Origin of the sequence: uncultured Polaribacter sp. (genome assembly GCF_947501385.1) — a bacterium.
Taxonomy (GTDB): domain Bacteria; phylum Bacteroidota; class Bacteroidia; order Flavobacteriales; family Flavobacteriaceae; genus Polaribacter.
Window position 1 is genome coordinate 172,000 of record NZ_CANMVP010000003.1, and the last position, 26,814, is coordinate 198,813.

Sequence of the window (26,814 nt, forward strand, 5' to 3'; positions counted from 1 at the left end):
CTTTATAGTTCTCTTCCGAAATTTCGGAACCTTCGAACAGACATAATTTTAATTTTACAAAGAAACGAAAAAGCATAAAAAAAATCGCTAAAATTAATTAGCGATTTTTATATCAATTTAAAAAGTAAGAATTACTCTTCTTTTCTAGGTTCTCTAGGTTTTCTGTCATCACGTCCGCGATTGTCTCTGCTTCTGTTATCACGTCCACCAGAACGTTTGTCATCTCTTGGTGGTCTTGCTACAAAACCTTCTGGTTTTGGTAACAAGGCTTTTCGAGATACTTTTTCTTTACGAGTTCTTGGATCTAAACCAAAGTACTTCACATCAAAAACATCGCCCATATTAACAACATCAGATACGTTTTCTGTACGTTCCCAAGCCAATTCACTTACGTGTAATAACACTTCGTTTCCTGGTGCTTCTGCATATTCTACAACAGCGCCAAAATCTAACATTTTAATTACTTTTACTTCGTATGCACTACCAACGGTAGGTTTGAATAACATAGACTCAATACGCGTAATTACTTGTTCAATTCCTGAAGGATCGGTTCCTAAAATCTCGATAATTCCTTCTTCAGTAACTGCATCTTCGGTAATAACAATAGTTGTACCAGTTTCTTTTTGCAATTCTTGAATATGTTTACCTCCTGGTCCAATAAATGCACCAATCATATCATTAGGAATTCTTCTGTTAATCATTTTAGGAGCGTGTTCTTTAACTTCTTCATTTGCAGAAGAGATTGTCTCCGTTATTTTCCCTAAAATATGTAAACGACCCTCACGCGCTTGTTTTAGCGCATTCACTAAAATCTCATAGGATAATCCTTTTACTTTAATGTCCATTTGACAAGCAGTAATTCCTTCTGAAGTACCAGTTACTTTAAAATCCATATCTCCTAAGTGATCTTCATCCCCTAAAATATCAGATAATACAGCGTATTTTCCAGAATCAGCATCAGAAATTAATCCCATGGCAATACCAGAAACGGGTCTTATCATTTGTACACCAGCGTCCATCAATGCCATTGTACCCGCACAAACAGTTGCCATAGAAGAAGAACCATTCGATTCTAAAACTTCAGAAACTACTCTTACTGTATAAGGACAACTATCAGGAATCATTCCTTTTAAACCACGTTGTGCTAAATTACCATGTCCAACTTCTCTTCGAGAGGTTCCACGAATTGGTCTCGCTTCACCTGTACAAAAAGGAGGGAAGTTATAATGTAAGTAAAAACTTTCTTCACCTTCGTAAGATGGCATGTCTATTTTATTTGCCTCTCTAGAAGTTCCTAACGTAACGGTTGCTAAAGCTTGGGTTTCTCCACGAGTAAAGATTGAAGAACCATGCACTGATGGTAAATAATCTACTTCTGACCAAATTGGTCTAATTTCATCAGTCTTACGACCATCTAAACGTAAACCTACATTTAAGGTTAAATCTCTAATCGCAGCTTTTTCTGCTTTACGATAATAATCAGAAACTAAACCACCGTAATCTTCCATTTCTTCTTCAGAAAATGATGCTTTAATATCTTCTTTTATTTGCTTAAATGCATCCGATCTTTCATGTTTAGCAGATCCAGCTTCTGCGATGGCATATACTTTATCGTATGCCATATCATAAACTTTCTTCTCTAAATCTTTATCTTCTCTTGCACCTTCGTACTCACGAACTTCTTTCTTACCAAATGCTTCTGCTAATCTTATTTGAGCAGCACATTGTACTTTAATAGCTTCGTGTGCAAACTTAATAGCGTCAGCCATTTCTTCTTCAGAAATCTCATCCATTTCACCTTCCACCATCATTACAGAATCAGCAGATGCTCCAATCATCATATCGATGTCAGATGCTGCTAATTGCGCTCTAGTTGGGTTGATTACAAATTCTCCGTTTATACGACCAACTCTTGCTTCAGAGATGGCGCATTCAAATGGGAAATCTGATAATTGAATAGCTGCTGATGCTGCTAAACCTGCCATTGCATCTGGCATCACATCTTCGTCATGAGACATTAACTGAATCATCACTTGGGTTTCTGCAGTATAATCTTTTGGAAATAACGGACGTAAAACACGGTCTACTAAACGCATTGTTAAAACTTCACCGTCACTTGGTCTCGCTTCTCTTTTGAAGAAACCACCAGGATAACGTCCTGCAGCAGCAAATTTCTCTCTATAGTCTACCGTTAATGGTAAAAAACCTAGATCTTTTTGCTCATAATTGGAAACAACTGTACACAACATCATACATTTTCCAGATTGCACAACAACACTACCATGAGCTTGTTTTGCTAATTTTCCGGTTTCGATAGAAATTTCTCTACCATCTCCAAGGTCTATAACCTCTCTAAATACTTTTGGAATCATAAATTTTAATTCTAATTTTTAATACTGTTTGTAGTTGTGTTGTTATCTGTTGTTGCAATGGAAATTCAAAAATATTGTTGGTATTTTTGATTTTTTATATAGAATCTGCTAGTGAGACAGAGAATATTATTTAGATTCCTGTTTTCGCAGGAAGAACAATTTTTTGTTTTGAAGCTGAGCTTCAAATGATTTTTTATAAAAAAAGAGACTCGTTTATAGAGTCTCTTTTAGTAAGAATTACTTTCTAATTCCTAATTCTTTGATAATCGCACGATATCTGTTGATTTCAGTTTTCTTTAGATAATCTAATAAACTTCTACGTTTACCTACTAACATTACTAATGAACGCTCTGTATTATAATCTTTACGATTATTTTTTAAATGCTCAGTTAAGTGGTTAATTCTGTGCGTAAACAACGCAATTTGTCCTTCTGAAGAACCCGTATCGTTTTTTCCTTTACCGTGTTTTTCGAAGAGACCTTCTTTTACTTCTTTAGTTAAGTACATGCCAATATTATTTAAATGATTTTTATGTATGTCAACGAAATTTTTTCATTGAACGTGCAAATATACTATTATTTTATTTATTAGATTATATTTTTAAAAAGTAATTTCTTTAGGATTCTGAGGTCTTACGGGTTGATTATCAGAATAGTTTATTATATTTTTAACGAGAATTTGACATCAATTTTCTGATATTTATGATTGATTTCCAGTTTCTTAAAGAAATTCATAAATATTTTCATTTTTACTGCATCTTTTTTAACAAATTGCCAATTCTTTTATATTCTTTCATATAATATTTGTTTATATAAATTTAATCTTTAGTTTTGTCAGAACAAACAAAGAGCACAAAGATGTTAAACAATATTTGGGTACGTTTCTATTTTTACTTTTACTTTTTTAGTAAGAGAAGAGACTTTGTATCATGTTGTTAACAAGCATTTAAAATATATAAAGTCTCGAATTTACTTCGAGGCTTTTTTTTTGATATCATTTTATCATCAATGAACACGATAATTGCCATACAAGGAGCAGAGGGCTCAAATCATTATAAAGTTGCACGCGACTTCTATGGAGACAACATTCAATTAAAAGAATGCATGTCTTTTGATGCCTTGGTAGAAAGCTTGTTAAATAATTCTGCAAATTTGGGAATTATGGCATTAGAAAATACCATTGCAGGCTCTATTATACCTAATTATGCTTTAATTGATAAACATAATTTACATATAACGGGTGAAGAATATTTAAACATTCATCATCATTTAATGGGACTAAAAGGTCAGAAAATTAACGATATCAAAGAAGTTTGGTCACATCCTATGGCGTTGTTACAATGTAAAGAGTTCTTTAAAAAATATCCACATATAAAATTGGTGGAAGATGTAGATACAGCTGAAGTTGCTAAAAGAATTTTTAAAGAAAATTTAAAAGGAATTGCTGCCATTGCGCCAAAAATTGCAGCAGAAATTTTTAATTTAGAAGTTATTGAAGATGAAATTCAGACCATAAAAGACAATGCGACAAGATTTGTAATGGTACAAACTGATGCACCTAATAATGGAATTGATCAAATAAATAAAGCATCCATCAAGTTTCAACTAAATCATAAAAGAGGCAGTTTGGCCGCAATTTTAAATGTTTTAAGTGATTGTAAGATGAATTTAACTAAGATACAATCGCTTCCAGTGATAGAAATGCCTTGGAAGTATTCATTTTTTGTGGATGTAACTTTTGATGATTATAAAGATTACCAGAAAGCGAAAGCAATTATAGAACTCATGGCAGAAGAATTCAAAATTTTAGGAACTTATAAAAACGGTAGAAAATGACGCCGCCGTCGTTCTGAACTTCCTGAACTACATTCAGGATAAATGTTTCAGATTCACAATAATAAAAATATGATTCAACCCGCAAAAAGATTAAATACGGTTCAAGAATATTATTTCTCTAAAAAATTAAGAGAGGTAAGAGAATTGATGGCTGAAGGAAAACCAATTATCAATATGGGAATTGGATCTCCAGATTTACAACCACCGGCAACTGTTTTAGACGCCATTCAAGGAAGTTTGAAGGATGCTACTGCACATAAATACCAATCGTATCAAGGTTTACCAGAATTAAGAACTGCAATTTCTAACTTTTATAAAAACAAGTTTGCTGTAGCTTCAAATCCAGAAAATGAAGTGTTGCCTTTAATGGGAAGCAAAGAAGGAATTATGCACATTTCGATGGCTTTTTTAAATGAAGGTGATAAAGTATTGATTCCGAATCCTGGATATCCAACCTATACATCTGTTAGTAAGTTAGTAGGTGCAGTGCCACTTTTTTATAATTTAAGTGATGAAAACAATTGGCAGCCAAATTTTGATGAACTAGAAAGTCAAGATTTAACGGAAGTAAAAATCATGTGGGTCAATTATCCGCACATGCCAACAGGAACCAATGCGACTATAGAAACCTTTGAAAAGTTGGTTGCATTTGGGAAAAAGCATCAAATTTTAATCATTAATGACAATCCTTATAGTTTTATATTAAATGACAACCCGATTAGTATTTTACAAGTTGAAGGTGCAAAAGCCATTGCTTTAGAATTGAATTCTTTAAGCAAAACCTTTAATATGGCAGGTTGGCGAGTGGGTATGGTTTTAGGAAATGAGAGGTATATTAATGAAATATTAAAAGTAAAATCTAATATGGATTCTGGCATGTTTTACGGAATTCAAAAAGGTGCAATCGAAGCTTTAAATTTATCTGACAATTGGTTTTTTGAGCAAAATAAAATATACGAAGATCGAAGAAATTTAATTTGGGAACTAGCAGATACATTAAATTGTGTTTATGATAGAAATTCAACGGGACTGTTTGTGTGGGCGAAAATTCCTAAAGGAAAAAAATCTACAGCAGTTACAGATGCAATTTTATATGATAAAGATATTTTTATTACACCAGGAACCGTTTTTGGTTCTCAAGGAGAAGGATACATTCGTTTTTCATTGTGTGTAACCTCAGAAGTAATAAGAGAGGCGATAAGTAGATTTTAAAAATAAATAGCAATGGGTTTCAACCCATTGATGTTAATAGAAATGGGTTTTAACCCGTTGATGTTAATAGCAATGGATTTTTACCCATTGATGTTCAATAGCAGGGTTTTTATCCATTGAAAATAAATTAAATGAAAAATATATTTATAATTGGAGTTGGTTTAATTGGCGGAAGCATGTCTTTAGATATTCAAGAACAATATCCAAAAGCAATTATTTACGGGATAGATACAAATAAAGCCAATTTAGAAGAAGCTTTAGCATTAGGTATTATTCATAAAAAAGCAACTTTTACAGATTTAGACAAAGCAGCAATTGTAATTATTTCTATTCCTGTAGATGCGCAGTTAAAGGTAATTCCTGAAGTTTTAGAGCATATCAATGACAATTGTTTGGTTATAGATGCAGGTTCTACAAAAGAACAGATTTGTAAAGTATTAGAAAATCATCCGAAAAGGAGGAATTTTTTAGCAGCACACCCTATTGCCGGAACTGAGTTTTCAGGACCAAAAGCAGCTTTAAAAGGTTTGTATAAAAACAAAACAAACATTATTTGTGAAGTAGAAAAAACAGCGTTTAAATTACAGGAAAAAGCATTAGAGATTTTCGCAAAATTAGGAATGCGAATTCGTTATATGGATGCAAAATCGCATGACAAACATATTGCTTATGTATCGCATCTGTCGCACATCAGCGCATTTATGTTGGGAAAAACGGTCTTAGAAAAAGAAAAAAACGAACGTGATATTTTCGATATGGCAGGTTCAGGTTTTGCATCTACAGTGCGTTTGGCAAAAAGTTCGCCAGCAATGTGGACACCCATTTTTGAGCAAAATAAAGAAAATGTTATTGAAACATTAGAAGAATACATCAACAATTTACAACATTTTAAAAAGTTGATGGAACAAGATAATTTCTCTGAAATTTTTAACGAAATGGAGAACACAAATTATATAAAACAAATTTTAAACGGCATAAATTAAAAGCCAAAACAATAGAAAGATGAAGAATACAAAAGAATTAAGAACTTGGTTGGATGACATGAAATTAGAGCATCCACTAGTAATAGCAGGGCCTTGTAGTGCAGAAACCGAAGAACAGGTTTTAAAAATTGCACACGAATTAAAAGATTCTGATGTAAATTATTTTAGGGCAGGAATTTGGAAACCAAGAACAAGACCAGGAATGTTTGAAGGTGTTGGAGAAATTGGATTAAGATGGCTAAAAAAAGTAAAAGAAGAAACAGGCATGAAAACCTGTACAGAAGTGGCAAATGCTGCTCACGTAAAATTAGCAATCGAAAATGATGTAGACTTATTATGGATTGGTGCGCGTTCTACAGTTTCACCTTTTATTATGCAAGAAATTGCAGATGCGTTGCAAGGAACCGATAAAATTGTGTTGGTAAAAAATCCGGTAAATCCAGATTTGGCTTTGTGGTTAGGTGGTATTGAAAGATTATACACCGCAGGAATTAAAAATTTAGGTGCAATTCATAGAGGATTTTCTACCTATGAAAAAACAAAGTACAGAAACATTCCGGAATGGCAATTGGCCATTGAATTTCAAAATAGATTTCCAGACTTACCTTTAATTTGCGATCCTTCTCACATTACAGGAAATAGAGAAATGATTTTTGATGTATCTCAAACCGCTTTAGACTTAAATTTTGATGGTTTAATGATAGAAACTCATTTCGATCCAGAAAATGCTTGGAGTGATGCTGCACAGCAAGTTACACCTACAAATTTGAAGCAAATTATGGAAGATTTAAAGATTAGAAAAGAAACAGAAACCGATTCAGATTACAGAGATTCTTTAAATAATTTACGTGCTCAAATTAATGTTGCAGATGATCAATTAATCGAATTATTAGGGAAAAGAATGAAAGTTTCTGATCAAATCGGAGCTTTAAAGAAAGAGAAAAACGTTGCGGTTTTACAATCAAAACGTTGGAACGAAATTCTTGGAAACATGATTTTAGAGGGTGAAAATAAAGGTCTAAGTGAAGAGTTTGTTTTAAAAATGTTTAAAGCAATTCATCAAGAATCTATCAATCATCAAGAAAAAATTATTAAAGGATAATTTTTGAGCGTTCCTTTATTCTGAAGAAAAATCAGCATAAAGTCAGGCTTTCGTTACTCGCTTTTTTTGAGAAAAACAAAAAAGAGCTCAAACAGGCCACTCAATCCTTAACGCATAGCGCAAACCTAAAAGAGAAAGTTATTAAAAATTACTTTTAGAATTTTTGCAAACCTCAAAGGTTTTTAAACCTTTTGAGGTTTTTTGTGCGTTCGAAATTCCAACCCCTAAAGGGTTTCAAACCCTTTAGGAGTTATTATCATCAAACCATTAAAACCTGTGAATTTAAGTCAATTTCTACATCAACGCTGTATTTTCTATCTGCCTATGTCGTAAAATAAAAATGGCTCATTTTACTGCAATTTTTCATAAATCAATATTAATTCTGCATCTTTTTTTACTGGTTACCATGCAGAAAAAAGAGGTCAGCCTTTTTGTTATATCTTTTATTCAATGCTGAATTATTTTTACAATTATTCACACTCTTCATGTTTTTAAAACCCGAAAGGTCTTTTAATCAATAGCAAACACACTTTTTTCCCATTCAGTTTACAGCTAAAAAAACCGCCAATTGGCGGTTTTTTTTATATAACTTTTTATTATTTAGTGTAAGGAATTCTTCGAGAGACTTTTCTCATTAAAACATTAATTAAATCTTGTGCATCAGAACCGAGCGTTCCTTTTACTTTTTTAAGATAATTAACTACCAATTCATCATCTGTAGTACTCATAAAATCCATATTCATGGTTGCACTATTTGTAGCAAATAATCCTCCAGTTAGAACAGCTAATCCAATTGCAGCTCCATTTGACATTGGTTTTGAAGTTTCATATGAGCCAGTAATTATCACTTCTACTCCTAAAATCTCACCTAATTCACTTGGCAAATATTCATCATATGAATGCACATCAATACCTTTCTTTAGAAGTAATGCATTAGTTCTTTTAGGATTTTGCACATCAACTAGTAAAGTACCTCTTTTCTTTCTTGTTAGAAACCAAGAATACATTGCTTTTTGAATATCTAATGATTCATTTTTGCCCATTTCAATTATTTGTTCAGAAGTAAAATCTTTTAATTGTTTAGGTCTTAATTTTACTTGAACATTTAAAGGTAAAATAGCGATTGTTTTAGTATTGGCAACATAGGTTTTGGCATCTGGATGCACATATAGTTTTGTTTGTGCATTTGTTACTGTGATAAAAATTACGAAAGCCAATAAAGTAATTATTTTTTTCATTTTCATTTTTTTAAATTCAAAACGAATATAGTTTTATTTTTAAGAAACCTTATAAATGAGATAGGATATTTTTCGATATAAATGAATTATTTTTTTCATTTAAATAATTAATAGCATCTTTGTAGTAATGACTGGAACCGTATACAAATCTACAGGAAGTTGGTATCACGTAAAATCTGACCAAGGAGCATTTTACAAGTGTAGAATAAAAGGAAAATTTAGAATAAAAGATATCAAAAGCACCAATCCAATTGCTGTTGGAGATAAAGTTGTGTTCGATTTAGAAAAAAAAGGAGATGAAGAAGTAGGCGTTATTAAAACTATTTTAGATAGAGATAATTTTATAGTACGTAAATCTGTAAACTTATCGAAGCAAACGCACATAATTGCCTCTAATATAAATCAAGTTTTTTTATTGATTACCATCAATAATCCACCAACATTTGCTACGTTTATAGATCGTTTTTTGGTCTCTGCAAGAGCTTATAGAATAGATGTTATACTTGTTTTTAATAAAATAGATGCTTACGAAATTGAAGAAAGGGCAGAAATTTTATACCTAAAAGATATTTATGAAGCAATTGGATATAGATGTGTAGAAGTCTCTGCAACCCAACATAAAAATGTAGCTGAAATTAAAGACCTAATGCTAGGCAAAACGTCTATGTTTGTTGGGCATTCAGGGGTTGGTAAAACAACTTTGGTAAATGCAATTGAACCTACTTTAGATTTAAAAACGAAAGAAATTTCTGACCAACACAATCAAGGAAAACATACAACTACGTTTGCAGAAATGTTCGATTTAAGTTTCGATGCAAGAATTATAGACACACCAGGAATTAAAGGTTTTGGCGTTGTAGACATTGATAAATACGAATTGGGAGATTATTTTCCAGAGTTCTTTAAGTTGAAACATGATTGTAAATTCAATAATTGCATTCATATAAAAGAGCCACATTGTGCTGTAAAAGAGGCATTAGAAAAAGAAGAAGTTTCTTGGTCTCGTTACAAAAGTTACCTTCAAATTATAGAAGGAGCACAAGAGAAAGAACACTTTAGAACAGATGTTTGGGAAGAAGAATAGCGCCCCTTTGTCTTTCAGACGTTTCCCCGAAGGGGAAAAACTAAAAATAAGAAAAGTGGCTAAGAATAGTAAAAAGATCATATCAAATAGGTGAATACTAAAAGTATTTAAAATTTTTAAAAATAAAAGTCCCCTTTGGGGATTTAGGGGTTATGAAAATTGTTATTCAAAGAGTTTTAAAAGCAAGTGTAAGTATTGATAATAAAAAAGTAGCTGCAATAAAAAATGGTCTGCTCATTTTATTAGGTATTGTTGACGAAGATGCTCAAGAAGATATCAATTGGTTGGTTAGAAAAATTGCGAATCTGCGCATTTTTAATGATGCAAATAAAGTGATGAACAAATCGCTCTTAGAGGTTGATGGAGAAGTACTTGTAGTGAGTCAGTTTACGCTGCAAGCTTCAACAAAAAAAGGAAATAGACCTAGCTATTTAAAAGCTTCAAAACCAGAAATTGCCATTCCTTTGTATGATAGTTTTGTTGTATCCTTAGAAAAAGAAATCGGCAAAAAAGTACAGACTGGTCAATTTGGTGCAGCTATGAAAGTAGCATTACTAAATGATGGTCCTGTAACAATTATTATAGATTCAAAAAATAAAGAGTAGCTTATTACGTTTTAACGATATCTAAAAAAGATGAATTTTATTTCCCTTGGAAAATAAAAGAATTGTATCTTTGCCATGGAAAACAATTCCAAAACCAATTAATCCAGAATCATATGAAAAAAGTATTTTTAACATTAGCAGTTGTAGCATCAGTTTTAACTGCTTGTAAAGGTGAGAAAAAAGAAAAGGTAGAAGTTAAAGAAGAAGTAATCATAGAAAAAGTAGCAGATTTAAACAATGTAGATGTTACGAGTTCTGTAATTACTTGGAAAGGTACAAAGCCAACAGGAGCACATAATGGAACAATTATGTTAAGTGAAGGTTCTTTAGTTTTAGAAGATGGTAATTTAGAAGGAGGAGAATTTGTAGTCGACATGTCTTCTATAAAAAATGAAGATTTAGATGCAAAAGGCGGTGCGAAACTAGTAGGTCATTTAACGTCACCAGACTTTTTTGATGTTGCGAAATATCCAATGTCTAAATTTGTCATTACAAGTGTTGAAGAAAAAGAAGACAAACTTCACGTAACCGGAAATTTAACATTAAAAGATGTTACTAAAAGTATTACAATTCCTGCAATGTTAATGACAGAAGGAGATGTTACTACTTTTAAAAGTGAAACATTTACAATTGATAGAGCAGATTTTAATGTAAAATATGGGTCAAAAAAATTCTTTGACAATTTAAAAGATAAATTTATCGATGATTTGATGGAGTTATCATTTACCGTAAAAACAAAATAAGTAGTATTTAAAATACTTCATTTTAGTAAAAAGATCCAAAATTTTATTTTTGGATCTTTTTTTATTTAAAATTTCTGCAAAATAAAATATTATAATATTAATTCCTAAGAAGGAAACCCAAGCATACTTCCCATACCAACAGTAAACAGCCAGCAACCATAAATACTGTGTTCAATTGCAACTAAAAGTGTAGATTTTGTTTTTCTGTACGTAAGTGCAAATAAAATTCCACCAATAAAAGTAAGTAATAGTACCAAAGCGTTTTTGAAAAAAATATGAGCTAAAGAAAATAGCAAAGCATTTATTAAAATAAACAAAATATCATTTTTAAATAGCTTTTTATAACGTTGAAAGAAGAACGTTCTATAAATAAGTTCTTGAGGATACACAGAAAAAAAGGAGTAGAAAAATAAAATTAAAATCCATATTTTTGGTTTGTTAAGAACTATTGCAAAAAGACTCTCTTTATTTGTAAACCAGACAAAAGCTGAAGTTACAATTGCGATAATTAATAAGTTGATGAGAATTCTTTTCCAAAAAAGTCTCCATTTAAGATGCTTTCCAATTTTGAACCTGTTTTTTTCAACTCTTACTAAAACAAAAAGAATATATCCAAAACCTAAGATTCCTATTACTAGTTTTATCACCAATGAATACTCAAAAAGATAGCTCAAAGGAATCAAGATAAAGATGATCATTAATTCAGTAATTTTATAATTTTTAGATCGCATATTGTCAAACTCTAATTGCAGTAGTATTTTTAACTTGTTCAATGGCAAAAGTACTGTGTGTACTACCAATGTACTTTATAGCAGTTAGTTTAGTGACCATAAAACTTCTATATTCTTCCATATCTTTTACATATATTTTTAAAATATAGTCATAGTCACCACTTACATGAAAACATTCAGAAACTTCCTCTAATTTTAAGATTTCACGTTCAAAAGTAGTTACATATTCTTTAGAATGCTGAATTAATTTCACATGACAAAAAACTAAAAACGATTTTTCTATTTTATTCTTATTGATGATGGCCACATACTTTTCAATCACTTTTTGATGTTCTAACTTTTTAATACGCTCATACACTGCTGTTACAGACAAATTAAGTTGAAGGCTCAATTGCTTTGTAGTTTGTTTGCTATCTCTTTGTAATAAATTAATGAGTTTTTTATCTGTGGAATCTAACATATAAATTTTCTATAAATTGGAGTTTAAAGAAGGTGTTTTAGTTTTTAAAACTAATAATCAAATCAAATTTAGAAAAATAATCTATATTTTAAATAATATATTGATTTTATTTCTAATTAGTAGTCTCTTTGTATATCTAAAAAGCTACTATCATGAAATTCAATCCAGCAAATAATATTCAAGATTTACAATATTTTGGCGAGTTTGGCGGTGTAAATCCATCAATTTCAGATTCATCTACGTATACATTTATTTCGGCAAAAACCATGTTCGATACTTTTGAAGGAAACGCAGATGGTTGTTATTTGTATTCACGTCATTCAATACCTTCAAATTTGTATTTGGGTGAAGCACTGGCAGCCATGGAAGGTACAGAAACGGCAAATGTTTCTGCATCTGGAATGGGTGCAATTACGCCCGTTTTATTACAATTGTGTGGCGCTGGAGATCATATTGTTTCTAGTAGAACAATTTATGGTGGAACCTATGCTTTTTTAAAAAATTTCACACCAAGATTAGGCATTGAAACAACGTTTGTAGACATCACAAGATTAGATCTTGTAGCGGCATCAATTACAGAGAAAACAAAAGTTTTGTATTGTGAATCTGTGAGTAATCCGTTACTAGAAGTTGCTGATATTGCTGGTTTGTCAGCTTTGGCAAAAAAATACAATTTAAAATTAGTGGTAGACAATACATTTTCTCCACTTTCTGTTTCGCCAGCAAAATTAGGGGCAGATATTGTAATTCATAGTTTAACAAAATTTATAAATGGTTCTTCAGATACGGTTGGTGGCGTAGTTTGTGGTACTCAAGAATTTATCAATGATTTACGAAACGTGAATGATGGTGCAAGTATGTTGTTAGGTGCCACGATGGATAGTTTACGAGCTTCCTCTATCTTAAAAAATATGAGAACTTTGCATATTAGAATGAAACAGCACAGTAAAAATGCTGTTTTTTTAGCTAATAAATTTGAAGCTGATGGTTTAAAAACGGTGTATCCAGGATTGGTTTCACATCCTTCTCATCAACTATTTAAAACGATGATGAATACTGAGTATGGTTTTGGAGGTATGCTTACTATTGATGTTGGCACTCTAGAAAAAGCAAACGAGTTGATGGAGTTGATGCAGCATAAAAACTTGGGTTATTTAGCCGTAAGTTTGGGTTTTTATAAAACCTTATTTTCTGCTCCAGGAAGTTCAACATCGTCAGAAATACCAGAAGATGAACAAACAGCAATGGGTTTAAGTGATGGATTAATCAGGTTTTCTATTGGTTTAGATAACGATATTGAAAGAACTTATAAGATGATGAAATCTTGTATGAAAGAGGTTGATATTTTGTGATTTTTAGTTCAGCTTTAGAGTTTCAAATTTAAACGACTTTAATGAATGTCATTCTGACGAAGCATGAGAAAGAATCTTAATTATGAGATTTCTATTTAGTTTATCTTGAGCATTACTGAAATTAAAATGCTTTTTGATTGAAAGTATTAAACGAAGTTTATGAAAGATTTAAAAGCTCTTTTCAAGATTCGTTAGTTTTTTTAGCTTTAATAACCAATAACCAATAACCAATAACCAATAACCACAATTATATTCCCTTCAAACGGTTTACAAACAAAGCAAAATCTTCTTTACTTGGCGGGTTTCCATCAAAAGGCAAAATATCCCAAGCGCCATTTTCAAAGAAGATTGTAAAATTAAAAACCGAAGTGTTTATATCTTCAGGATTTAACATCGGATACCGTAAATCTGTATAGGTATAAGTGCCTATTTTTTCTTGTTTAGAAATTCGATAATAGTTGTTGCTAAACCACGCCAAAGTTTTTAAGTTTTCATCACGCATATCAATTAAATCGTGATTTTTATCTATGGTTATAATCTTATCTGCGGTTGCACTTTTATCTAATAGCGAATAAAAAGTAAGATGATATTTATCTTTAGTTTCTGCAACTGCATACCATAAAATAGTATTCAATATTGAAGGTTGTGCCGAAAAACGATCGATAGAAATTCCTGCTTTTTTAAAAGATTTTCTGAAAACAGTATCGATATAAAATTTATTTCCAATGGTAAATAGCATATAAGTAGCACTGATATAAATTCCTGCTTTTGTCCATTTTAATCTTTTTGAATTTGTTCTTTTGAAGAATAAAACCACAATCATACAAATTAAAAAAGGCAACGTATATAAAGGGTCTACAACAGAAATGTTATTAAAAGCTATTCTGTAATCAGAAAAAGGCGCAAACAATTGTGTGCCGTAAGGCGTAAAACAATCTAAAATAGGATGTGTAAATATCGATAAAAAGAAAAGCCAGATCCAATCTTTTGGAGTGGTAGATTCTTTTCTCTTTCCTGTATTATAAATAGTGTAAACGAAGTAACCAAAAATAAAACTTCCTAAAACGGCAAATAAAATAGAATGCATAAAACCGCGATGAAAAGCCATCGCTTGAATTTCATTACTATATAAAAAGCGACCCATAAAAACGTCTAAATCTGGTATTGTTCCACCAATTGCACCAAACAATATTGCCCTATTTCCAATTTTTTTACCAAGCGCAATTTCGCCACAAGCAGCACCTAAAACAATTTGTGTTAATGAATCCATGAGGGCAAAAGTAAGTCAACCAAATCAATTTGCATAACTTCTCCTAAAATCGTAACATTACATAACTAAACTTATAGAATGCAAGACGAAAATAATCTATCAGAAATACATATTGAAGATCAAAAAATCACAGACAATAAAGAATTAAACTTATTAGAATCTTTAATTCCCGTAGTAATTTTAATGTGCTTATTGGCATATAACATCTTTTTTGTTGAGGGACAAGAATGGTTTGGAGCTTATACAAATCAATATATTTTATTAATGGGAGGTTTGGTTGCCGCAGCAGTTGGTTTTTTCAACAAAGTTTCTTTTTTAAGAATGATTTCTGAAGTTTGGGAAAACTGGAAAAGTGTTTTTGTGCCTATAATGATTTTGTTTTTAGTGGGTGCATTGGCAGGAACTTGGTTGGTTAGTGGTATTATTCCTGCGATGGTTTATTATGGCTTACAAGTGCTAAGTCCTGAAATATTTTTACCAGCCTCTGTAATAATTGCAGCCATTATTTCTATTGCTACAGGAAGTTCTTGGACAACTTCTGCAACCGTTGGTATTGCTTTGGTTGGTATTGGAAGCGCACTAGGAATTCCTACAGGAATGATTGCCGGCGCCGTAATTTCTGGAGCCTATTTTGGCGATAAAATGTCGCCACTTTCTGATACTACAAATCTAGCACCAGCAATGGCAGGAACAGATTTATTTACACATATAAAATACATGGCGTATACAACGGTACCAACAATTATAATAACATTGATTGTATTTGCCGTTTTAAGCGGAACCATAGACACTACTGGTAGTACAGACATAAGTAATTTATTAGCATCTATAGACAATACATTCAATATTTCTCTTTGGTTATTTTTAGTGCCAGGAATTGTAATAGCATTGATTTTAATGAAAACAAAACCATTAATTGCTTTGGGAACAGGGGTTGTTTTAGCTGCCGTTTTTGCCTTTATTTTTCAAAGTGATGTTTTAGAAAGTTTATCAGATTCTAAGTTACAATCAATTATAAATTCAGTTTTAACAGATACCAATATTGAAACAGATAATGATAAATTATCAGAATTATTTTCGGCAGGAGGAATGAATGGAATGCTATGGACCATCTTTTTAATTGTTTGTGCCATGGTCTTTGGAGGCATCATGGATGCCATTGGTGCCTTAGCAAAAATCACAAAAAGTTTATTGGCAATTGCAAGTTCTGTTTTTGGTTTGTTTGCAAGTACAGTAATTAGTTGTTTGGGTTTAAATGCAATTGCTTCCGATCAATATTTGGCCATTGTAATTCCTGGAAAAATGTTTAAAAAAGCTTACGAGGATAAAGGTTTAGCACCAGAAAATTTAAGTAGAACTTTAGAAGATTCTGGTACAGTAACCTCTGTTTTAATTCCTTGGAATACTTGTGGAGCTTATCAATCTGGAGTGTTAGGCGTTTCTGTTGCAGATTATTTTGTATACGCAGTTTTTAATTATTTAAGTCCGTTTACAACATTGTTATTTGCAGCTTTAAATATTAAAATTAGACAGTTGGTTAAAAAATAATAAAGACAAAAGCAGCTAGTTGGTATCAGCTAAAATTATTTTTAGCTTTAGACCTTCATTTTAAAGACACTAAAAGCAGTCATTTTTTTATTAATATATGCAGAAAGAGTTAAAAATAATTATAGATAAATTCACCCAGTTTTTATCTCAGAAATTCAAAAAATACGATCATAAATTACCTTATATTATTATCGTTTTTCTAAGTTTATTCATTGTAATTTTTGGTATAAAACTTTTTGTAGAACTTACCGAAAGTTTAAAAACAGATTTGTTGGCAGAGTTTGATACTACAATTAGCCAGTATATTACTTCCTTTAGATCTCCTTTTTTGACTGAATATTTTTTATTTGTAACTGATGTAGGAGATATTTGGGGTTATCTTATTGTTTTTACTCTTTGCGCATTGCTTTTTTACGTATTGTTTAAAAGATGGAAATATGTGGTTCAAATAACATTGATATTACTTTTGGCATTAAGTTCTAACCTTCTTTTAAAACAAATCATAAACAGAGCAAGACCAACTTTAGAGCATTTGGTGACCGTAAAAACGCTTAGTTATCCTAGCGGACATGCAATGACAGCCATGGCTTTTTATGGTTTTTTAATTTATTTGATATTCACATTTAGAATCCGTAAAATTTTAAAATTTAGCATTATTGCATTACTAATAGTGCTTATTTTAAGTATTGGAATTAGTAGAGTTTATTTGGGTGTGCATTTTCCTTCAGATATTGCTGGTGGTTTTATTGCTGGTTTTATTTGGGTGATTTTTTGCATCCTGATACTAAATTTATTAAAAGTCTTTAAAAAAGATCCAAACACATAAAATCGAGAATGAGAATGAGTTTCAGTAGCTTATATTTACTAACTTCTAAAAACCTTTTCTTTGAGAGGCACTTATATCTCCTTTAAATAAACCAATTCCATACCAAACCAAAACGAATGGTTAAATCTCTGTAAGGATAATTGGGCGCAGAAAAATAATTTTTATCAGTAAATCCAGAAGTAGCATTGTCTACTTTTAAATACAAACGTGTTCTTCGCACTTGTGCATTAAAGAAAACATCAAAAGCAGGGAAACCTATTTGCTCATCATTTTGAATTCTAAACTCAGCTAAAAGAGGATTGTAAGCATTGGCATTGTATTTTGTAAAATACTTAAAAGTAACGCCAATATTCACCAACATTGGTTTGCCTTTAAACCAATAATCTGTGTAATAAAAGGTGTTTCTCGTCACAAATTCTGGCACTCTAAAAACAGAACTTCCACTACTCACATTTTGGTACATAAAAGTATTGTCTAAAGCGAATTTACCTAATTTAAATTCTCTGCTTGCTTTTACCTTTAAATAGGTAATCTGATCTGCAAATTGTTGTGGTTGGCTATCTTCATCAAAATAAGTGTAATTGTCTAGATTGGTAAAGTTTAAAGATGCATTCAGCCATTTAGAAGCAAAATCAAAGCCTAAATCTCTAGTGTTTACATTGCTGAAATTATTTTGCCAATTGTAATCATCATATTCACTTTGGTGTAATAACGTATTAAAATTTGGCGATTTAGAACTAATTAGCAAAGTACCTTTTACGCTAAAAATACTGTCTTTTTTAAATACAGCTTCCCCTTTTAAATAGTTTCCAGAAAGTCTGCCGCTTCCTGGAGTAATATTAGCTGCTGCATTTAGTTGAAAGTTTTTTATTTTAGCATTCCAATCTGCACCAAAAGAAATGGCATTTCCTTCAATTGTTAATTTGTTAATAGCACTTTTACTATTTAAAATAGTATCATAACCATACGTGTAATTTGTAAAATTAGTTTTGGCTTTAAATTTACCTAAAACATATTTAGAGTTAAATTCTACGTTTAGCTCGTTGTTGGTAATTTTGCTTTTTGCTTTCTGATCTCTCGGGTTGGAAGAATTTGCACTTCCGAAGAAATCTGTCGTTAAACTCGATTGAAAAAATTCATAAGACTTATTCTCGTTTGTAAAAACATGCCCAATTTTTAGATTGCTAAAATCTTTGTTATTAATGGTGTCTTTGCTAGATAACAGCTTATAACTATGTTCTAGATAAACCCTGTTGCCATCAAACTGACTTTCAGAATTGTCTAAATTTACATCTAAACGTGCTCTTGTTTGAAAATTTGGGTCATCTTCAATAAAATTAATCAAAGATTCTTCGGTTAAACCGCCATTTTCTTGGTGAAAAAAGTCTTGCGTTGTTAAATGGCCTCTAACTTCGTACTGATTGTTTTCTGTTCTGTAATGAAAAGCACCTCTAAAATTACCATTACTCACCAAGGCTTGTCTGTAAGCCCCTAAAGAACGAATTCCTTTATAAGAAAGTGAAACATTTAGCCTTTTAGAAAAATTTAATGTAAACAAAGCATCTAAAACTTGCCCTTGTTGCAAACCAGTTCTGTATAATATTTCTGTAGTGGGTGTTGGTACTTCGTAATATTTTACATCTTCAACATCTAAATAACTTACTTGTTTTGCAGAAAAACCAATATCTGGAAATCTGGAAATAGTATTAAAACTGTAGCCTAAATTGTTTAAGGTTTGCCCTTGATTATGAAATTCTAAAAATTCGAATAAATCTTTTCTTAGGTAGTTAAATTTATAGTCTTTCTTAAGTGAAAGAGTTGTGTCTATGTAAGTTGTATCTCTTTTGTGAGAAAACACTTTATAATCTGTATATTTCGTTTTACCAGATAAAGTTACATTTACTTCTCCAGAAGTATTGATGGAATCTCTTTGGATATCGCTTGCGTTTCCAAATCCACCTTGACCACGAATTTGCTGTGAAAACGTATTTGTTCCTATTAAAATAGCAATTAAGAAAGTGAATAGTATTTTACTTTTCATATAGAATTTCTTCGTGAACAAATGTAAAATAATTAAACGAAAATTATTGTTAATAAGTATGCTGAAAATTGTTAATTGTAGATTCTTGTTTTATTCATTTTTTTCAACTGAATAAAACAAGAGAAATGTAGTAGAATTTTTCTTTTCTTTGCAAGATGCTAAAACTTAATTATAGTGGTTTTTCTTTAGAAGTAGGCACAGACGAAGCCGGTAGAGGTTGTTTGTCTGGACCTGTGGTAGCTGCTGCTGTAATACTTCCAAAAGATTTTACCCATCCTTTTTTAAATGATTCTAAACAATTATCAGAAAAGAAAAGAGACGAGCTAAGACCTTTTATAGAAGAGAATGCATTGGCTTTTGCGGTTTCTTTTGTTTGGCAGCAAGAAGTAGATGAAATAAATGTTTTACAAGCTTCTATTACAGGAATGCATCGTTCTATTGATGCTTTAAATGTAATTCCAGAATATATTATTGTAGACGGAAATAAATTTAGAGATTTTAAAGATATTCCGCATAAAACCATTGTAAAAGGTGATGCAAAGTATTTGAGTATTGCAGCGGCTTCCGTTTTAGCAAAAACCTATAGAGATGAATATATGGCTAAGATTCATCAAGAATTCCCGATGTACAATTGGGCAAGAAATAAAGGCTATCCAACCAAAGAACATAGAAATGCCATTCGAGAATTTGGCACTACAGAGTACCATAGAAAAACATTTAGATTGTTGCCAGAACAGCTAAAATTCGATTTGAAGATCAAATAAAGTATTTTGTTATAGAAGCTACCTGCCTTTGGTAGTTAGGTTTTCTGGTTTCACTACTCGCTTTTTTTATAGAAAAAAATAAAAAAGAGCTCAAACAATTAGTCTGTCTTGAGCGTAGTCGAAAGATTCAACTATGGGGAAACATATTTATGAGCTTTTAGCATTTTAATTTTAGAAACTAATTCGTTTATTTAAAAAGTTCAACTATTTTTACGCTCTCAATTTTATAAGATGATTAAAAAAACACGCGCAGAAATTACCAAATGCATTCTTCATAAAGTAGCCAATAAATTTAACAGCGGACATAATGTGTTTTCTGAAGATTTAATTCGTTTCGATCAAGAAGGGTATGACTTAATGAAAAATTTTCTACTAAAACCATTTGGAGGTTTAACACAAAGCTATCGTTTTTCTCATCATGCAGATGTGCGTTTAAATGAATTGAATAATTATGCTTCAGAAGTGTTTAAAGAAGAAGGTTCATTTATAGAATATTCTAAAAACATTGTCAATCACTTATACGAGCAATCAAATTCTGCGCAAATAAAAACAGGTGATGTTATTGTGGTTTTTATCGAAGGAATAGAATACAAAGATGTGTTAACAGAAGCTGTTGGGGTTTTTAAAATTGAAAATAAAATTGATTTTTTCCAAACCTATTTAGATGACAATGAAAGTTTTGACGTAGTGGTTCAAAAAGGAATTTCAACCAAAAAAATAGACAAAGGCTGTTTAATTTTAAATACTTCAGACACAGAAGGAACCGTTGTTTTGTCTGTAGATAATAACAATTACGATGCACAATATTGGATTAAAAATTTCTTAAGTATAAAATTAGCAGACGATCATAATTCGCATACTCAGAGTTATTTAGAAATGTGTAAAGAATTCTCTGAAGAAGTAATAAAGCCAGAATTGGGCATGCAAGAACAAGGAAGTTTCTTGGCAAGCACGGTAGATTATTTTAAAGAAAACGAATCTGTAGATTATGCTACTTTTAAAGATGAGGTTTTTGAGGAAGAAAAACACAAAGAACAATTTGATGAATATAAAAAACACTTCGAAACTTTAAATGATGTGTTAATTAGAAATAATTTTGATGTTTCTGGAGTGGTTTTAAAGAAGGAAAAAAGCAAACTTAAAACTGAAATAAAATTAGATACCAACATCAATATAAAATTAGATGTAGATGCACCAGAAGCCGCTTCAGAATATTTAGAAAGAGGTTATGATGAAGAGAAAAAAATGAAGTTTTATAAAGTGTATTTTAACGAAGAGAAATAAAATTAAGCGTCACTGCAAGGACGCAGGACGTGGCAAACTGTTTTATTATTTAAGTATTTAAAGAGATTGCTTCATGCTTCGCAATGACGATATTTATATTGTTTTATTTTAAAAAGAAATCTAAAATTAAGAAGTTACAAATTCTTCAACCTCAAAAAGGGTTTTAAAATGCTTTAAAATTTTTCCTTTTACTTCTTCTAAGTCTAATTTTTTACCTAATTCAGATTCCATAGAAGCCACAGCTTTTCCTTTAATTCCACAGGGAATGATATGGTCAAAATAGCCTAAGTTGGTATTTACGTTTAATGCAAAACCATGCATTGTGACCCAACGAGAAGAACGAATTCCTAAAGCACAGATTTTTCTTGCAAATGGAGTGCCAACATCTAACCAAACACCCGTTTCGCCGTCACTTCTTTCTCCTTTTAAACCATATTCAGCAATGGTTAAAATAATACTTTCCTCTAACAAACGTAAGTATTTGTGAATGTCTGTAAAGAAATTTTCTAAATCTAATATTGGATATCCTACAATTTGTCCAGGACCATGATAGGTAATATCTCCACCACGATTTATTTTGTAAAAAGTAGCCCCTTTTTCTGAAAGTTGTTTTTCGGTTAGTAATAAATTACTCAAATCACCACTTTTTCCCAAGGTATATACATGCGGATGTTCAACAAATAAAAAATGATTTTCTGTTTTTTTGTTCGCCTCGTTTCTTCGGTTTTCAATCTTTACATCAACAATTTCTTGCAATAATTTAGATTGATAATCCCAAGTATCTTTGTAATCTTTAACTTTTAAGTCTTTTAGTAGTATGTTTCTGTTCATCTTATAGACTACAAAGATAAATATTTCGTTATATTTGGAATCGTTTATACTCCTAAAATGTTACTATGAAAATAAAGCAATTTCGTTTTTCTATTTTGGTCTTTGTAATTATTTTTTCTTTAAAAAGTAATTCGCAGGAATTATGGAAAAAATTGAGTAAAGAAAACTACTCTTTACAAAAGAAAGAAGTAAGGAGAATAAAAAATTTTCCTACAAAACACACCTTGTTTCATTTAGATACTCATGTTCTGAACACTACTTTAAATAAACAATCAAAATCAATAAATAATAGTATTCAACTCCCAAATGCTGAAGGTGTTTTAGAGTCTTTTAAAATTAGAGAATCTTCTAATCTTAGTGAGAAGTTAGCCAAAAAATATCCATCCATAAAATCGTATACAGCAGTAGGAATAGAAAACCCAACTTCATATGTAAAAATTAGTATTGGTACAGATGGCTTTCATGCAGTTATATTTTCTGCAAAAGGAAAAACGGTTTATATAGATCCGTATTCAAAAGACAATAAAGAATACATTGTTTATAAAACTTCAGATTTAAAAGAAGAAGATGTAAATTTTAAATGTGAAGTGGAAGAAACCGTAAGAAAACAAGCATTTACCAATACCAAAGCAAAAGTTGTAAACGATGGCAATCTTAGAACCTATAGATTGGCTTTGGTTTGTAGTGGAGAATATGCCCAGTTTCACTTAAATAATCAAAATATTTCTGCTAGCGCAAGTGATGCAGAGAAAAAAGCAGCGGTTTTATCTGCGATGAATACATCAATGACAAGAGTTAACGGTTTGTTTGAAAGAGATTTGGCTGTTAAAATGGTAATTGTTGATGACAATGACAAAATAATTTTTTTAGATCCTGATACAGATAATATTACAGATGGTGATCCTGATGAAATGCTTGATGAAGTGCAAACCATTGCAGATGCTCAAATAGGAAACGCAAATTATGATATTGGTCATATTTTTAGTATTGGCGGAGATGGTGTTGCTGGTTTGGGTGTGGTTTGTCTTACAGGACAAAAAGCAAGAGGAGTTACAGGGAGAAGTTCGCCTATTGGAGATCCTTATGATATCGATTTTGTAGTGCATGAAATGGGGCATCAATTTGGTGCCACACATACACAAAATAATGATTGTAATAGATCAAACCCATCAGCAGTAGAACCAGGAAGTGCATCTACTTTAATGGGATATGCAGGCATTTGTTCGCCTAATGTTCAAGGACAAAGTGATGATTATTTTCATGCCGTAAGTATTGCTCAAATGCAACAAATTATACAATCTTCTGCAAGCTGTGCAACCTTAACAAGCAACGGAAACAATGCACCTGTTGCAAACGCGGGTTTAGATTATAGCATTCCAAAATCGACACCTTTTGTTTTAAAAGGAACTGGCACAGATACAGACGGCGTTTCTTCATTAACTTATAATTGGGAACAGACAGACAATGAGGTTGGATCGATGCCTCCATCAGCAACCAATGCTGTAGGACCCATGTTTAGATCTTTACCCTCAAATATTTCTCCTAATAGATTTATGCCAGAACTCGCTACAGTTGTTTCTGGAAGTACATCTTCTACTTGGGAAGTTATACCAAGCACTGCAAGAGAAATGAATTTTTCTTTATTGGTTAGAGATAATAATGTTACTGGAGGAGCTACTTTTAGAGACAACATGACGGTGACAGTAACAGAAGCCGATGCTTTTACAATTACATCTCAAAATACAGCTACAATTTGGGATGCAGGCAGTTCGCAAACCATCACTTGGAACAAAGGAACTACAGATATAGCTCCAATAAATTGTGAAAATGTAACCATTAAACTGTCTGAAGACGGTGGAATTACTTTTCCAATTACATTATTAGCAAGCACACCAAATGACGGTTCAGAAGCTATTATTGTACCAGATAATGTAACAACAGAAGCTAGAATTATGGTAGCAGCTGTTGAAAACATATTTTACAATGTAAATGCAATTAATTTTGAAATAAGATCTACAGTACCCTCATTTATATTAGAAAATACAAGTGGTAATTTGTCTGCCTGTAACTCAGGAAACCAAACCGTGAATTATAATTTGAATTTAGATTTTATCAACGGATTTTCTGAATCGGTAAGCTTTTCAACAACAGGACAGCCAGCAGGTGCTACTGTTTTATTTAGTCCAAATTCAATAAATGCTGATGGAAGTGTAACCATGACCGTTTCTAATTTAGATGGAATAACCGCCCAAGAGTACACCATAAACATTCAAGGAAATTCTGCGAGTGTAACTCAAAATATAGATGTATTATTAATGGTAACAGACTCAAATTTAGGAACCGTAACATTAACATCTCCTTCAAACGGTGCAACTGATGTTTCATTGATAGAAACACTTTTTTGGGAAGAAGACACAAATGCCAGTTCTTATGACGTTGAAATTGCAAGCGATGCTACATTTGCTACCATTGTTTCTAGCGGAACAACATCTACAAATTCTTATAAAGTCACAAACTTAGATATAGATGAAACTTATTTTTGGAGGGTAAAACCAAAGAATAATTGCAATGAAGGTTCTTTTTCTAATATTTTTAGTTTTACAACAGAAACGCCATCCTATTGTACATCAACATTTACAGATGAATCTGGTGGTTCAGAACATATTACAAACGTAACTTTTAATTCTATAAATAATGATTCTGATAATGATTTAATAGACGGTTATCAAGATTTTACTACTATAAACACAAACATATTTAAAGAATCAAATTACACAGTTAGCGTAACTTTTGATACTGGTGGTTTTCAAGACCATTGTTATGTTTTTATAGATTGGAATCAAGATTATGTTTTTGATAAGAATACTGAAAGATATGATTTAGGATCAAAAATAGAGGATGTTGCTACTGCAACTTTCAGTATCAATGTGCCTTCAGATGCAAGATTTGGAAAAACCACGATGCGAGTTGTTTTAGAATATGATGATCCAGACGATGGCTTTGGTGATGGCCCTTGTGATGCGGATCATTTAACAGAATGGGGTGAAACAGAAGACTATTCAATAACTGTTACAGAACTATTAATAGATCCTAACAATATTTCTGTGGAAACAATTTCAGAGACTTGTGTAGATGAAAATGATGGAATTATTACTGTAAATATTCAACAAACTTCTTTTGATTATAACGTTACAGTAACAGGGGACTCAACAAATTCTACAAGGCAAATTAGTGGAACAAACACTTCTTTTATAAACCTAGATCCTGGTATGTATGAAGTCTGTGTAGAAACAGTACAATTGAACTTTACACAATGTTTTGAAGTAGAAATTATTGCCTCTCAACCAATAGCTCTAAAAGCTATAGCGAATAAAAGTAAAAAAACATATGCTTTCAATATTGAAAAAGGTACCGCCCCTTATAGTGTCTACCTAAATAATAACTTATTGAGAACTACCAATGAAAATATTTTTGAAATTGAAGTTAGAGAAACAGGTAAATTAGAAATAAAAACGGCTAAAGATTGTGAAGGAGTTTATAAAACAACCATAGAAAATGTTTTAGTATTAAAAAATCCAGTAGTAAATTCAATAGAATTATTACTTCCTCTAGGAACAGAAAGTTCTAAAATGGAAGCAATCATTTTCGATATTAATGGAAAATTAGTCTTTAAAAAAATGGTTGATGTAGAAGACAACAAAATGTCGATTCCTTTCCAGAATTACGCAAAAGGGCTTTATATTTTAAAACTACCAATAGACTCTAAACCCATTAAAATATTGAAGCAATGAGAAAAATAGCAATTATATGTAGCTTATTTAGTTTCTGTTTTCTAAGTCTACAGTGTTCAAAAGAAGATCCAGTAAATCAGCCACCAACGGCTGTGCAACTACTATTTCCTTCAGAAAACCTTTTATGTATAGATACTACAATTACTTTTGATTGGAGTGATGCAACGGATCCTGAAAATGATGATTTAGAATATACTATTATCATTGCAAAAGATAGACAATTAACTGATATCGTAGAAAATAGAACTGTTACTAAGAGTCAGCTAAGTATAATTTTAGAGAAATCTATGGCTTATTACTGGAAGGTGAATGCCTTAGATGTAAATAATAATCAAGGAGTTGCTTCATCAATATTTGCTTTCTATACAAAAGGAGATGCGATAACAAATTATGCACCCTTTATGGCAACGATAATAAGTCCCGAAAATACTACAAGTGTAAGCGCTGGAAATTTAGATTTGATATGGAAAGGAGAAGATGTAAATGCTAGTGATACATTAACTTATGAATTATATTTTGGCGAAAATACTACCTTAAACTTGGTTGATGATGCTCTTTCCGTAGAGACCTATACGGTAGCTGTAGCATCTGGCAAAACCTATTCTTGGAAAGTAAATGTCATAGACGATGCTGGTGCGAAGTCTATTGGACAAACTTTTAGTTTTACAGTAAATTAGAAAATAGTTTTATAAAAGTAAAAACCTCATTATGTAAGCTGAATTTATTTCAGTAACTATAATGA

The 26,814-nt window shown here is 31.5% G+C and carries 22 protein-coding genes; 14 read left to right on the plus strand and 8 right to left on the minus strand.

Annotated elements, in window-relative coordinates:
- Nucleotides 1–131 precede the first annotated feature (131 nt).
- A complete protein-coding gene (locus Q0998_RS03330) occupies nt 132–2,372 on the minus strand; it encodes a polyribonucleotide nucleotidyltransferase (protein WP_299666222.1) in 2,241 nt (746 codons plus the stop codon).
- A 237-nt stretch (nt 2,373–2,609) separates the two neighbouring features.
- Nucleotides 2,610–2,879 (minus strand): 30S ribosomal protein S15, encoded by a 270-nt coding sequence (rpsO, locus tag Q0998_RS03335; RefSeq protein WP_299666225.1) that lies wholly within the window; start codon nt 2,877–2,879, stop codon nt 2,610–2,612.
- 500 nt (nt 2,880–3,379) lie between these two features.
- Between rpsO and Q0998_RS03340 the strand changes: the two genes are divergently transcribed.
- The 4 genes from Q0998_RS03340 to Q0998_RS03355 all read left to right on the plus strand — a co-directional run bounded on the left by Q0998_RS03340 (nt 3,380) and on the right by Q0998_RS03355 (nt 7,504).
- Nucleotides 3,380–4,207 carry a prephenate dehydratase gene (locus Q0998_RS03340; protein ID WP_299666229.1) on the plus strand — a complete coding sequence of 276 codons (828 nt, stop codon included), beginning with the start codon at nt 3,380–3,382 and terminating at the stop codon, nt 4,205–4,207.
- Nucleotides 4,208–4,276: 69 nt separating this feature from the next.
- Nucleotides 4,277–5,419, plus strand: coding sequence for an aminotransferase class I/II-fold pyridoxal phosphate-dependent enzyme (locus tag Q0998_RS03345; RefSeq protein WP_299666337.1), 1,143 nt, complete (start codon nt 4,277–4,279; stop codon nt 5,417–5,419).
- A 131-nt stretch (nt 5,420–5,550) separates the two neighbouring features.
- Complete coding sequence (locus tag Q0998_RS03350; RefSeq protein ID WP_299666232.1) at nt 5,551–6,402, plus strand: prephenate dehydrogenase; 852 nt, start codon at nt 5,551–5,553, stop codon at nt 6,400–6,402.
- A 19-nt stretch (nt 6,403–6,421) separates the two neighbouring features.
- Nucleotides 6,422–7,504, plus strand: a complete 1,083-nt coding sequence (locus Q0998_RS03355) for a bifunctional 3-deoxy-7-phosphoheptulonate synthase/chorismate mutase type II (protein ID WP_299666235.1) — start codon at nt 6,422–6,424, stop codon at nt 7,502–7,504.
- Nucleotides 7,505–8,100: 596 nt separating this feature from the next.
- Here the strand turns inward: Q0998_RS03355 and Q0998_RS03360 are convergent.
- Entirely contained in the window at nt 8,101–8,742 is a 642-nt protein-coding gene (locus Q0998_RS03360) for a hypothetical protein (protein WP_299666238.1), read from the minus strand.
- Nucleotides 8,743–8,869: 127 nt separating this feature from the next.
- On the opposite strand from Q0998_RS03360, the gene rsgA reads away from it, so the two are divergent.
- The 3 genes from rsgA (at nt 8,870) to Q0998_RS03375 (ending at nt 11,174) form a co-directional block, all read left to right on the plus strand.
- Nucleotides 8,870–9,826: a ribosome small subunit-dependent GTPase A gene (gene rsgA, locus Q0998_RS03365; protein ID WP_299666241.1), complete on the plus strand. Its 957-nt coding sequence runs from the start codon at nt 8,870–8,872 to the stop codon at nt 9,824–9,826.
- 152 nt (nt 9,827–9,978) lie between these two features.
- A complete protein-coding gene (gene dtd / locus Q0998_RS03370; RefSeq protein ID WP_299666245.1) occupies nt 9,979–10,431 on the plus strand; it encodes a D-aminoacyl-tRNA deacylase in 453 nt (150 codons plus the stop codon).
- Between the two features lie 113 nt (nt 10,432–10,544).
- Complete coding sequence (locus tag Q0998_RS03375) at nt 10,545–11,174, plus strand: YceI family protein (RefSeq protein WP_299666248.1); 630 nt, start codon at nt 10,545–10,547, stop codon at nt 11,172–11,174.
- Between the two features lie 104 nt (nt 11,175–11,278).
- On the opposite strand, the gene Q0998_RS03380 is transcribed toward Q0998_RS03375, so the two are convergent.
- Together Q0998_RS03380 and Q0998_RS03385 are read right to left on the minus strand one after the other, a co-directional pair.
- A complete protein-coding gene (locus Q0998_RS03380; protein ID WP_299666250.1) occupies nt 11,279–11,872 on the minus strand; it encodes a type II CAAX endopeptidase family protein in 594 nt (197 codons plus the stop codon).
- 37 nt (nt 11,873–11,909) lie between these two features.
- Nucleotides 11,910–12,365 (minus strand): Lrp/AsnC family transcriptional regulator, encoded by a 456-nt coding sequence (locus Q0998_RS03385; RefSeq protein ID WP_299666252.1) that lies wholly within the window; start codon nt 12,363–12,365, stop codon nt 11,910–11,912.
- A 152-nt stretch (nt 12,366–12,517) separates the two neighbouring features.
- Here Q0998_RS03385 and Q0998_RS03390 point away from each other — a divergent pair, with 152 nt between their 5' ends.
- A complete protein-coding gene (locus Q0998_RS03390) occupies nt 12,518–13,717 on the plus strand; it encodes an aminotransferase class I/II-fold pyridoxal phosphate-dependent enzyme (protein ID WP_299666255.1) in 1,200 nt (399 codons plus the stop codon).
- A gap of 247 nt (nt 13,718–13,964) precedes the next feature.
- Here Q0998_RS03390 and Q0998_RS03395 read toward each other — a convergent pair whose 3' ends face one another.
- Entirely contained in the window at nt 13,965–14,987 is a 1,023-nt protein-coding gene (locus Q0998_RS03395; protein ID WP_299666258.1) for a metal-dependent hydrolase, read from the minus strand.
- A 78-nt stretch (nt 14,988–15,065) separates the two neighbouring features.
- Between Q0998_RS03395 and nhaC the strand changes: the two genes are divergently transcribed.
- Together nhaC and Q0998_RS03405 are read left to right on the plus strand one after the other, a co-directional pair.
- A complete protein-coding gene (gene nhaC, locus Q0998_RS03400) occupies nt 15,066–16,535 on the plus strand; it encodes a Na+/H+ antiporter NhaC (RefSeq protein ID WP_299666261.1) in 1,470 nt (489 codons plus the stop codon).
- 97 nt (nt 16,536–16,632) lie between these two features.
- Nucleotides 16,633–17,361 carry a phosphatase PAP2 family protein gene (locus tag Q0998_RS03405; protein WP_299666264.1) on the plus strand — a complete coding sequence of 243 codons (729 nt, stop codon included), beginning with the start codon at nt 16,633–16,635 and terminating at the stop codon, nt 17,359–17,361.
- An 82-nt stretch (nt 17,362–17,443) separates the two neighbouring features.
- Here the strand turns inward: Q0998_RS03405 and Q0998_RS03410 are convergent, their stop codons facing one another.
- Complete coding sequence (locus Q0998_RS03410) at nt 17,444–19,402, minus strand: putative porin (RefSeq protein WP_299666267.1); 1,959 nt, start codon at nt 19,400–19,402, stop codon at nt 17,444–17,446.
- A gap of 155 nt (nt 19,403–19,557) precedes the next feature.
- On the opposite strand from Q0998_RS03410, the gene Q0998_RS03415 reads away from it, so the two are divergent.
- On the plus strand, nt 19,558–20,166 hold the full coding sequence (locus tag Q0998_RS03415) for a ribonuclease HII (protein WP_299666270.1): 609 nt from the start codon (nt 19,558–19,560) through the stop codon (nt 20,164–20,166).
- A 231-nt stretch (nt 20,167–20,397) separates the two neighbouring features.
- Nucleotides 20,398–21,450 (plus strand): nucleoid-associated protein, encoded by a 1,053-nt coding sequence (locus tag Q0998_RS03420; protein WP_299666272.1) that lies wholly within the window; start codon nt 20,398–20,400, stop codon nt 21,448–21,450.
- Nucleotides 21,451–21,576: 126 nt separating this feature from the next.
- Here Q0998_RS03420 and lipB read toward each other — a convergent pair whose 3' ends face one another.
- A complete protein-coding gene (gene lipB / locus Q0998_RS03425) occupies nt 21,577–22,281 on the minus strand; it encodes a lipoyl(octanoyl) transferase LipB (RefSeq protein ID WP_299666276.1) in 705 nt (234 codons plus the stop codon).
- Nucleotides 22,282–22,346: 65 nt separating this feature from the next.
- Between lipB and Q0998_RS03430 the strand changes: the two genes are divergently transcribed.
- Entirely contained in the window at nt 22,347–26,072 is a 3,726-nt protein-coding gene (locus Q0998_RS03430) for a reprolysin-like metallopeptidase (RefSeq protein WP_299666278.1), read from the plus strand.
- The gene (locus Q0998_RS03435; RefSeq protein ID WP_299666281.1) at nt 26,069–26,749 is read left to right on the plus strand and encodes a hypothetical protein; all 681 of its coding nucleotides are present in this window, start codon (nt 26,069–26,071) and stop codon (nt 26,747–26,749) included. Before Q0998_RS03430 ends, Q0998_RS03435 begins: the two co-directional genes overlap by 4 nt.
- Nucleotides 26,750–26,814: the final 65 nt, after the last annotated feature.

Coding starts and splice junctions, on each gene's coding strand:
- Q0998_RS03330 (WP_299666222.1), bottom strand. CDS start 2,372: ATGATTCCAAAAGTATTTAGAGAGGTTATAGACCTTGGAGATGGTAGA.
- rpsO (WP_299666225.1), bottom strand. CDS start 2,879: ATGTACTTAACTAAAGAAGTAAAAGAAGGTCTCTTCGAAAAACACGGT.
- Q0998_RS03340 (WP_299666229.1), top strand. CDS start 3,380: ATGAACACGATAATTGCCATACAAGGAGCAGAGGGCTCAAATCATTAT.
- Q0998_RS03345 (WP_299666337.1), top strand. CDS start 4,277: ATGATTCAACCCGCAAAAAGATTAAATACGGTTCAAGAATATTATTTC.
- Q0998_RS03350 (WP_299666232.1), top strand. CDS start 5,551: ATGAAAAATATATTTATAATTGGAGTTGGTTTAATTGGCGGAAGCATG.
- Q0998_RS03355 (WP_299666235.1), top strand. CDS start 6,422: ATGAAGAATACAAAAGAATTAAGAACTTGGTTGGATGACATGAAATTA.
- Q0998_RS03360 (WP_299666238.1), bottom strand. CDS start 8,742: ATGAAAAAAATAATTACTTTATTGGCTTTCGTAATTTTTATCACAGTA.
- rsgA (WP_299666241.1), top strand. CDS start 8,870: ATGACTGGAACCGTATACAAATCTACAGGAAGTTGGTATCACGTAAAA.
- dtd (WP_299666245.1), top strand. CDS start 9,979: ATGAAAATTGTTATTCAAAGAGTTTTAAAAGCAAGTGTAAGTATTGAT.
- Q0998_RS03375 (WP_299666248.1), top strand. CDS start 10,545: ATGAAAAAAGTATTTTTAACATTAGCAGTTGTAGCATCAGTTTTAACT.
- Q0998_RS03380 (WP_299666250.1), bottom strand. CDS start 11,872: ATGATCATCTTTATCTTGATTCCTTTGAGCTATCTTTTTGAGTATTCA.
- Q0998_RS03385 (WP_299666252.1), bottom strand. CDS start 12,365: ATGTTAGATTCCACAGATAAAAAACTCATTAATTTATTACAAAGAGAT.
- Q0998_RS03390 (WP_299666255.1), top strand. CDS start 12,518: ATGAAATTCAATCCAGCAAATAATATTCAAGATTTACAATATTTTGGC.
- Q0998_RS03395 (WP_299666258.1), bottom strand. CDS start 14,987: ATGGATTCATTAACACAAATTGTTTTAGGTGCTGCTTGTGGCGAAATT.
- nhaC (WP_299666261.1), top strand. CDS start 15,066: ATGCAAGACGAAAATAATCTATCAGAAATACATATTGAAGATCAAAAA.
- Q0998_RS03405 (WP_299666264.1), top strand. CDS start 16,633: ATGCAGAAAGAGTTAAAAATAATTATAGATAAATTCACCCAGTTTTTA.
- Q0998_RS03410 (WP_299666267.1), bottom strand. CDS start 19,402: ATGAAAAGTAAAATACTATTCACTTTCTTAATTGCTATTTTAATAGGA.
- Q0998_RS03415 (WP_299666270.1), top strand. CDS start 19,558: ATGCTAAAACTTAATTATAGTGGTTTTTCTTTAGAAGTAGGCACAGAC.
- Q0998_RS03420 (WP_299666272.1), top strand. CDS start 20,398: ATGATTAAAAAAACACGCGCAGAAATTACCAAATGCATTCTTCATAAA.
- lipB (WP_299666276.1), bottom strand. CDS start 22,281: ATGAACAGAAACATACTACTAAAAGACTTAAAAGTTAAAGATTACAAA.
- Q0998_RS03430 (WP_299666278.1), top strand. CDS start 22,347: ATGAAAATAAAGCAATTTCGTTTTTCTATTTTGGTCTTTGTAATTATT.
- Q0998_RS03435 (WP_299666281.1), top strand. CDS start 26,069: ATGAGAAAAATAGCAATTATATGTAGCTTATTTAGTTTCTGTTTTCTA.